Raw genomic sequence first — 8,640 nt, 5'->3', positions numbered from 1 at the left:
ATAATACCATGCTCTCTTTCATTAAACTTAAATATATTATGTGAAATAATATACAAAAATCCATATGAAAAAATAATAAAACAAGGAATAAATGCTACAACAACTTGTTTACTCATAAACTCGTTTGGCTCACCATTTACATTCCAATGTACTGCCATACGATTTGGTAAATAGGGATAGAGAAATAGAGTAAGTAAAAGACAAGCGAAAAATATTCCAAGTACATACTTATATTTGATCAAGTGATTCTCACCTCTCTTTTCTCTTAACGGCTTCGCTTCTTTTAGAGAAATCCCTGCAAAAATCTACTTTTTTCAAGTTAAAACTTATACTTTACGCATTTTCTTTTTGAAATTCTTTTATTTTTTTATTTAACTTTGTAGGAAACGGCACATCCACTTCAATTGCTTCTTTCGTAATTGGATGCAAGAAATTTATCTTCATCGCATGCAATGCTTGACTGGACATATATTTTGTTTGTCCACCATATAATACATCCCCAACTAGTGGATTACCATTATGACTCATATGAACACGAATTTGATGTGTTCTACCCGTTTCTAATTGTAACGTTACGAAAGTCGTGTTTTGCTTCTTAAAATACTTTTCTACTTTATAATATGTGATAGCTTGGTCACCTTTTGGAGAAATACGACGCCTTGTAGCATGATGGCGGTCCCTTCCGATAGCAGCATCAATCTTTCCTTGTTTCTTCTTTACTTTCCCTTCAACGAGCGCTGCGTACGTTCTTTTAATTTTTCTTTCCATTAATAGACGATCCATAATTGCACCAGCAATTCTATGCTTAGCAAACACGACACCACCTGTCGTATCTTTATCTAAACGATGAATATGACGCACCTTCGTCTCTAAACCTTGCATTTGAAAATGAAAAGCAACAAGATTTGCAAGCGTCCCGGTTCCACCTTTTTCAGCAGGGTGTGTGTCCATTTGCTCTGGTTTATTTACGATAAGTACGTGATCATCTTCGTATACTACATGTAATTCACCATATTCTGGATCTACACCGTACTCTTCCTCTGCAAACATATGGACTTGTAACTTATCGTTCTCTTTTAAAAGCTCATTCCATCTTCTTTGTTCCCCGTTAACCGTAACACCTTTTTCCATACGAAGCTGATGTAATAGCTTTTTCGGTATTTCCCATTCTACTTTTAATACCGATTCAATACTTATACCATTCCATTTAGCTGGAACGATAATTTCACACCATTCGCCCTTTTTCTTTGTTTCCATACTGTTTATCACCTTATTTCTATTGATTCTCTCATTGTAACGGAAAACACACTTTGATGCACTGTCAAAAATAGAGGACAGTCTTATAATAGACTGCCCCTCAAGCTCTAAGTCTTTTCATTTCTAATAATACTTCTTCAGCTTTTTGTTCATACGATAAATCTTTAAAGAAATCCGCCAACCTTTTATAATCATTGTAAGCATCTAATAAATCGTCCATCTTTTCTATTTTCATCACTTGTTGTTTTTGTTTCATTTTTACTGGATAGCGATAACCTGATACTTCTTGTATTTTGTAATACTCATCCTCTACTTGAACGACCTTTACAAGTTCTTCCTCTTCTGCATCCATCGTATACCCGTCAAATTCTCTAAGTAGTTCATAAATGATATGAGTCCATTCATCTTTTGGATAAAATCCTTTTTCTAACCGATAACCGACAATGCGATACATATGCCCATCGTTCTCGGCAAACTGTACTGTATCATTTAACTTAAACTTAAAATAACGAAACATTGCCTTCACCTACTTATTATGTAATGTTCTTATCACATACTATTTGCAAAATGTAGGCTTTGCTATTCATAAAAAATGCTCATCATATTGATGAGCATTTTTTACGATGCTTTTTCTCGTTTTTTTCGAAATGGTAACCACCAGTTCCAGTCTCCAAATAACTTCATTAAGCTTGGTACGAGCATAAGACGAATAATTGTTGCATCAAGAAATATTGCTAATGCAACGCCAAGACCCATCTGCTTTACTGGTAAAATATCAGTAAATGCGAATGCACCAGTTACAACAATCATTATTAAAGCAGCTGATGTAATGATTCTACTTGTTGAAACGAGCCCTTCTAACGTTGCTTGATCGTTATCTCCTGTTTCTTCATAGAGCTCATGAATACGTGAAATAAGAAATACTTCATAATCCATACTAAGCCCAAATACGAGGCCAAAAATGAAGATTGGTAAGACAAACAGAACCGGACTTGCTTCTAAACCGAAATGACCACCTTCAAATAACCAAACAACAATTCCAATGGTTGCACTTAAACTAAGTATATTCATAACAATTGCCTTAATTGGAATGAGTATAGATCGGAATGCAAATAATAATATAACAAAGGTCGATCCAAATATAACAGATATACCAATTACAACTTTATCTTTAATTTCATCTTCTAATTCTTGTTGAAACGTCGTCATTCCGCCTAGATAATACGTAACATCCGTTTCTTTATAGTTCTTTTTAAAGTCACGTACCCACTGTTTTGCAGTCTCTGTACGTGGTTTTGTTTTCAAAAAGATTTCTATCGTCGTCTTATTCCCTTGCGTGTATGCTTCAAATACAGGAGTTAGTTTCGCTGATTCTGGCGACTGCAATATTCCAACAACTTGATCTGCTTTCATTCCAGTTAACCCGTCGTATAAACTTCTTACTTCATGTACTTTCTTATCATCTTTTAACTTTTGAACGACTTCTTCTATCTTTTGTAGACTTTCTTTTTCTTTCATATCTTTTTTCGTCTCTACAACTAACGTAACATCAGCGTGTGTTTTGAAAGTTTCATTAAATGCTTCTTCATACTTTTCATATGCAATCCTTGTATCACTCTTTTCAGGTAAAGCTTCAACACCAGGGAACTGCAAATTCGCTGTACGTAATGGTAATAAGCAAATAACAATAAATGTTGTAACAACAATAATCATTGCAATTGGATGTTTCATGACAAATTGTGCAAATTTACGCCATGCTTTTGCCGGCGTATGTGCTACTTGATTCTTTTTTAATATTCTTTTACCTATTAACGATAATAGTGCTGGAAGAAGTGTGAGTGAGAATAAAATGCTCATAATGACAACAATCATTCCGCTAATCGCAACAGATTGAATATAATCTATCTTAAAGAAAAACAAACCGGATAACCCAACAAATACGCATAATCCTGAAAATACAATCGCACGTCCTGCCGTTTGATATGTAATTGCTATCGCTTCTTTTACCGTTCGTTTAGCAACTTCCTCTCGAAAACGGTTCACAAATAATAGCGCAAAATCAATAGATAATGCAAGTCCAATCATCGGCGCAACGTTTAACACGAAAATAGATAGTTCTTTATCAACACCGATGAAATACAATACCCCCATCGTACTAATAACACTAAGCGCCCCATTCAAAATCGGTAAAATTGATGCCAAAAGACTACCAAACGAAAATAGTAATACAAGAAACGCAATTGGTAATCCAATCATTTCTGCTACTTTTAAATCATTTTGCGTTCTTTCATTAATCTCTTGATTAATTTTCGGGAATCCTGTAGGTGTTACTTTTAATGCTACATTACTTTCTTTCCCAATCTCATCAGCAAATTGTAATGTCTTTTCCATTCTTTCTTTATTTGTTTTCCCGGAAAATAAAATTGTCGCATAACCGCTGTCATCTTGTAGCATTTCTTTATTTTGGATTGGGTGATGGAAAGATTCATAGCTCTCTTTCTCTTGAACATTCTTTACAATTTCATCTATTCGCTTTTTAAATTCCTCATGCGAAGCATCTTTATTTTTCTCAAAAACGAGCAGTAGCGTATCTTGAGACTTCTTAAAATCTTGATCTAAAATTTCTTTTGTTTTTTGATAGTCGCCTTCCGTTTGGAAACCGTCACCACCTAATACTCCCGGTAACTTTGGAGCAAAAATCCCAAGTGCGATTGCGAGCAACAGTAACGCTACAATTACTGTATAACGAAACTGATACAAAAAAGCTCCTAACTTCCCCCACTTATCAACTTTATGTACATTTGTCTTCACACATTTTCACCTACTTTAAATAATTCAATTGTCACTTATACTGTATCACATCTTGATATAAACAAAAAACGTCTGGAAAAACTATAATAATAGTTTTTCCAGACGTTTTTCTATCTCTCCTTATTAAGCCCTAATCTCTCAGTAAGTAAACGATGGTAGTAAATCGCGATAATTAACAAAATACCACCTACGCAGTAACCAGCTAAAATATCAGTTGGGTAATGTACATTTAAAATGATTCTACTTAATCCAATCGATAGAATTACTATACCCATCAAAATCGTTGTGACACATTTCCCAGCTACGCTTTTCAAATTAGCAGCAATGATATAAGTAAGAAATCCAAATGTCATAATCGATAGCATTGCATGTCCACTAGGAAAACTATATCCAAGTGCATCTAGCCCTTCATTTAATGACGGACGTTCTCTCTTTACAATCTCTTTTATCCCTTTATTCACAAGATGTGTTATTAAAATCCCCATTGGATATACAATCATCGCAGCATAATAACGCTTCTTCCAAAAAACAAGCAAACTTATAACGAGCGTAGTGACTATCCCAATTGCTGATCCCAATTTTGTAAAGTACGAGAAAAATATAAGAGAACTTTCCGTTTGTAGCCCTCTTACTAATCCACGGACATATGTATCCATCACTGTAACGCCACCTGCATGTACGCGCCAAGCAACAATACCAAATACAGCAAATAACAAACCGATACACATTACCTCATACTGATGTAACTTCTTCTTCAAACGATTTCCTCCTACTATGAAAAAATGCGATTTCTACTTTAGAAACCGCATTTCCTTACTTATTTACCTTTTGTTTTTAGCTCTGTCCAGTAACGATCATAGTCTTTTAACTTATCGTCTACATCAACAAGCCATTCTGTACGATCTAACTCTTCTTTCGTTAAGAAAATCATGTGATTATCACGGTATTCTTTACTATGAAGAGGATGAGCTTTTTCATTTGGATTGCTGTAACCAATTGACTCGTAGTTTTTCACACTTACTTTTTCATCTAGTAAGTAGTTCATAAATTTCTCAGCAAGCTCTTTATGTTTTGCACCTTTTGGAATTGCTAACGTATCAGCCCAAATTGTGCCGCCTTCTTTCGGTACAACATATTCTACATCTTTATTATCTTTTGCGATAAATGCTGCATCTCCAGACCAAACTGTTCCGATCCAAGCATCTTCTGTAATGAATTTTTGTTTAATGTTATCTGTATCAAATGCTAATAAGTTTGGAAGCAGCTTCTTTAAATCATCTGCTGCTGTCTTTAATTGTGCATCGTCTTTCGTACTGTTTGAGAACCCGTGCTTCTTAAGACCCACTCCTAATACTTCACGAGAATCGTTCAGTAACGTTACATGTCCTTTATATTTCTCATTCCATAAGTCCGCCCAGCTTGTAGGTGCTTCTTTCACATACTTTTTATTGTATGCAATCCCTGTTACACCCCAAGTGTACACTAAAGAATATTTATTCTCTGGATCAAACGCAGGTGTTTTGAAATTAGAAACCATATTTTCGATATTCGGGATATTCTTTTTATCTAACGGCGCTAATAAGTCCATTTTCGCCATTGTTTTAACCATGTAATCAGACGGCTGGATTAAGTCGTACTTTGCGCCACCAGCTTGTAATTTCGCAAGCATTTCTTCATTACTTGCGTACTTGTCATAGTTAATTTTCACATTATATTTCTTTTCAAAATCTTTTAGCACTTGCTCATCAAAATTGTCAGCCCAGCTATAAATATTTAATTCTTCTTTCTTTTCACCACAACCAGCAAGCACACCAGCAACAAGGCTAAAACTAATTGCTGCGCCAGCTATTCTTTTCATTAATTTCATCGGTTTATTACCCCCTTGTACTTTCTATATCGTTCGTATTATAAAGGAAGGTGTCCTCCAGAGTTTTCTTCACCATCTGCACCTTTATTCCGGAAGATTTCAGATAGAACCATTAATCCTACGATAGCAACAATTAAAATTGTAGAAAGAGCATTAATTTCTGGTGATACTCCGCGCTTAACCATACTGTAAATATATAATGGCAATGTTGTTGATCCTGGTCCTGATACGAAGAAACTAATTACAAAATCATCAATTGATAATGTGAATGTTAATAATGCTGCCGAAATAACTCCCGGTGCAATTGCTGGGAACGTTACATAACGAAACGTTTGCCAAGGCGTTGCTCCTAGATCATTTGCAGCTTCTTCTAAGTCACGTCCCATACTTGAAAGACGCGCAGCTAAAATAACAACAACAAACGAAATACTAAATGTAATATGTGCAATAATAATCGTTGTTTGTCCAAGTTCCATTCCTAACTGGCTGAAAAGAATTAGTAAAGATAATCCCATTAAAATATCAGGAATTAAAATTGGTAAATATACAAGGCCATTAATAGCCCCTTCGAAACGATATTTATAACGATGTAAAGCAATTGCAAAGAATACACCAAGTACCGTTGTCACAATCGTTGTTATAACTGCAATCGTAATACTATTTACAAATGCATCAATAACATCTTGTTTTTGAAATAAATCTGTATACCAATGGAATGTAAAACCTTCCCACTCCGCATTAATGCGAGAGTCGTTGAAAGAATAGACCATTAAAACCATCATTGGAAAATACAAGAATAACAAAATTAACCAAGAATAAGAAACTAAAAACTTCTTCATCTTTGCCTATTCCCCTCCGTTCTCATTATATTTATATACTTTCGTTGCACGATAATATAAGTAAATTAACAGAACAGAGAATAGAACAACGATAATCGATAACGCAGATCCAAATGGCCAGTCACGTGCACCTAAGAATTGATTTTGAATAACGTTTCCGATTAATGCTACTTTCGATCCGCCCATCACGTCTGATACAACAAACATTCCGATAGAAGAAACGAATACTAAAATAGAACCAGTCGCAATTCCTGACATCGTCATCGGCACTGTTATATTCCAAAATGCCTTTATTGGTGTTGCTCCTAAATCATAAGCCGCTTCTAGCTTACGCTTATCCAGCTGCTCAATTGCTGCATACACTGGTAAAATCATAAATGGTAATAAAGAATAGACCATTCCGAGTATTACAGAAGGAGTATTATATAATAAATTTAACGGTTCACTAATAATGCCAAGCTTTAATAACAACGTATTCACAAGACCTTGTGAACGTAAAATAACAATCCATGCGTATGAACGAACAAGAAAGTTAATCCAAAACGGGATCGTTGCCAATAATAAAAGAATAGAGCGGTATTTGCGGTCAACAATTGTAATTGTATACGCAAACGGATAACCAATTAATAAACATATTACTGTTGTAATAACTGCGATCTTAACAGTTTCCCATAACGTTCCTAAGTACAAAGGATCAAACACACGGGATATATTCTCCAGCGTAAATTGCATTTCTACTGTCCCGTAAGCTCCGCGCTGCATGAAGGCGAATCCTAATACGAATACGAGCGGGATTAGGAAGAAAATTAACAGCCACGCGACTGTAGGTAGTGCGAGTAATTTCCCTTTTTTCAATTTAAGGTCACCTCGTCCTCTTGCTCCCAGCCTACATATACATTATCTCCAATGCTCCACTGCGCTGCCTCTTCAGCAGTTTGATATGCCATTAGTAATTCTGATGTTTTCTCATCACGTACATAAAGCTTCTCCATATTTCCGACAAACTCGATATCTTCAATATGTCCAAGATGGTATTCTTTTAAAATTGACTCTTCAACCGAACGTACTTTTACATTTTCAGGGCGAATTGCTACATAGCCTTCCCCGTTTTTCACAATATTATTTTCACCGATGAATGTCGCAACGAACAATGTTTTCGGCTTATTATAAATTTCTTTCGGTGTTCCGATTTGTTCGATATGTCCTTTATTCATAACTACAATACGATCGCTCATGCTCATTGCTTCTTCTTGATCGTGCGTTACGTATATGAACGTAATTCCTAAATTACGTTGTAAGTTTTTCAATTCACGTTGCAAGTCTTTTCGTAACTTAAAGTCAAGCGCTCCAAGTGGCTCATCTAATAGTAATACACGCGGATTATTTACAATCGCTCTTGCAATTGCAACACGCTGCTGTTGTCCACCAGAAAGCTTCGCAGGTTTACGATTACGGAACTCAAGTAACTGCGTTAAACGCATTGCCTCTTCAGCACGCTCTTTCTGCTCTGCTGCTGATACTTTCTGCATTTTCATACCAAAACAAATATTCTTCTCTACTGTCATATGTGGGAATAGTGCGTAATGTTGGAACACTAGGTTCATATGACGCTTATATGGCGGCAAATCGTTAATTCTTTCAGCATCTAATAAAAGATTCCCTTTAGTTGGAGTTTCAAATCCTGCGATCATACGAAGTAAAGTCGTTTTCCCGCAGCCACTCGGTCCTAAAATTGTTAAAAACTCTCCCTCTTTAATATCTAAAGAAAGAGGTGGGATAATCACTTGATTTCCAAAATGTTTTTCAACTGCTTCAACTTTAATAATCTTTTTCATTTTCCCGTCCTATCTACCTTAAATTTTTAAT

9 protein-coding genes are annotated in these 8,640 nt (G+C 35.5%); all 9 read right to left on the bottom strand.

All coding sequences use genetic code 11. From position 1 onward, the window contains the following. A partial coding sequence (locus tag GBN78_RS27080) for a DUF1648 domain-containing protein (protein ID WP_152127903.1) occupies nucleotides 1–242 on the bottom strand: 242 nt, incomplete at its 3' end. A 91-nt stretch (nucleotides 243–333) separates the two neighbouring features. After that, complete coding sequence (locus tag GBN78_RS27075; protein ID WP_000448320.1) at nucleotides 334–1,257, bottom strand: RluA family pseudouridine synthase; 924 nt, start codon at nucleotides 1,255–1,257, stop codon at nucleotides 334–336. Between the two features lie 100 nt (nucleotides 1,258–1,357). Beyond that, nucleotides 1,358–1,774: a hypothetical protein gene (locus GBN78_RS27070; RefSeq protein ID WP_000490301.1), complete on the bottom strand. Its 417-nt coding sequence runs from the start codon at nucleotides 1,772–1,774 to the stop codon at nucleotides 1,358–1,360. Nucleotides 1,775–1,875: 101 nt separating this feature from the next. Further along, nucleotides 1,876–4,068, bottom strand: coding sequence for an MMPL family transporter (locus GBN78_RS27065; RefSeq protein ID WP_152127902.1), 2,193 nt, complete (start codon nucleotides 4,066–4,068; stop codon nucleotides 1,876–1,878). Nucleotides 4,069–4,178: 110 nt separating this feature from the next. Then, nucleotides 4,179–4,826, bottom strand: coding sequence for a phosphatase PAP2 family protein (locus GBN78_RS27060; RefSeq protein ID WP_152127901.1), 648 nt, complete (start codon nucleotides 4,824–4,826; stop codon nucleotides 4,179–4,181). Between the two features lie 59 nt (nucleotides 4,827–4,885). Continuing rightward, nucleotides 4,886–5,935 carry a spermidine/putrescine ABC transporter substrate-binding protein PotD gene (gene potD / locus GBN78_RS27055; RefSeq protein ID WP_000772485.1) on the bottom strand — a complete coding sequence of 350 codons (1,050 nt, stop codon included), beginning with the start codon at nucleotides 5,933–5,935 and terminating at the stop codon, nucleotides 4,886–4,888. 38 nt (nucleotides 5,936–5,973) lie between these two features. Beyond that, nucleotides 5,974–6,774, bottom strand: a complete 801-nt coding sequence (gene potC, locus GBN78_RS27050) for a spermidine/putrescine ABC transporter permease PotC (RefSeq protein ID WP_000714192.1) — start codon at nucleotides 6,772–6,774, stop codon at nucleotides 5,974–5,976. A 6-nt stretch (nucleotides 6,775–6,780) separates the two neighbouring features. Next, nucleotides 6,781–7,629: a spermidine/putrescine ABC transporter permease PotB gene (gene potB, locus GBN78_RS27045; RefSeq protein WP_000715500.1), complete on the bottom strand. Its 849-nt coding sequence runs from the start codon at nucleotides 7,627–7,629 to the stop codon at nucleotides 6,781–6,783. Beyond that, nucleotides 7,626–8,609, bottom strand: coding sequence for a spermidine/putrescine ABC transporter ATP-binding protein PotA (gene potA, locus GBN78_RS27040; RefSeq protein WP_000720318.1), 984 nt, complete (start codon nucleotides 8,607–8,609; stop codon nucleotides 7,626–7,628). Before potA ends, potB begins: the two co-directional genes overlap by 4 nt. Nucleotides 8,610–8,640: the final 31 nt, after the last annotated feature.

The sequence above is a fragment of the Bacillus sp. B2-WWTP-C-10-Post-4 genome (assembly GCF_009183805.1).
GTDB lineage: Bacteria > Bacillota > Bacilli > Bacillales > Bacillaceae_G > Bacillus_A > Bacillus_A cereus.
The sequence above is the reverse complement of the archived record's forward strand: the minus strand, read 5'-3'. Positions and strand labels throughout refer to the sequence as shown.